The sequence below is a fragment of the Streptomyces rubellomurinus genome (assembly GCF_000961885.1).
In the GTDB taxonomy this organism is placed as follows: Bacteria; Actinomycetota; Actinomycetes; order Streptomycetales; family Streptomycetaceae; genus Kitasatospora; species Kitasatospora rubellomurina.
The window spans coordinates 1-585 of record NZ_JZKH01000298.1 but is presented as its reverse complement, the minus strand read 5'-3'; the positions used below and the strand labels follow the sequence as shown (position 1 = coordinate 585).

Sequence of the window (585 nt, the reverse complement as noted above, 5' to 3'; positions counted from 1 at the left end):
CGCTCGCAGATCCGCTCGGCCGTCTCCGGGTCGAAGAGGTCGCAGGAGTACTCCAGCAGACCCGCCAGACCGCCCTCCGCCTGCTCGATCAGCTCGAAGGCCAGGTCGAACTTGGCCACGCCCGGGTCGACCCGCAGTTCACGGCCGGTGAGGCCGGGCAGGCCGAGCTCGGCGGTCGCGTTGTTCTGCAGGACGAGCATCACCTGGAACAGCGGGTGCCGGGCCAGGGAGCGGTTCGAGCTGACGGCGTCGACCAGGCGCTCGAAGGGCACGTCCTGGTGCGCGAACGCCGCCAGGTCCGACTCCCGGACGCGGCCGAGCAGTTCGCGGAAGGTCGGGTCGCCGGAGGTGTCGGTGCGCAGCACCACCGTGTTGACGAAGAAGCCGACCAGCTCGTCCAGCGCCTCGTCCGTACGCCCGGCCACGACACCGCCGATCGGCACGTCCTCCCCCGCGCCGAGCCGGGTCAGCAGCGCGGCCAGGCCAGCCTGGGCCACCATGTACAGGGTCGCCCTGGACTCCCGGGCGAGCGCGAGCAGGCCGTCGTGCACCTCCGGCGGGACGGTGAACCGGAGGCTCGCGCCC

Annotated in this window: 1 protein-coding gene; it reads right to left on the bottom strand. The window is 72.6% G+C overall.

Going from position 1 to position 585, the window contains the following annotated elements; all coding sequences use genetic code 11:
- The coding region (locus tag VM95_RS37915) for a condensation domain-containing protein (RefSeq protein ID WP_045706138.1) at nucleotides 1-585 on the bottom strand (585 nt) is incomplete at both ends.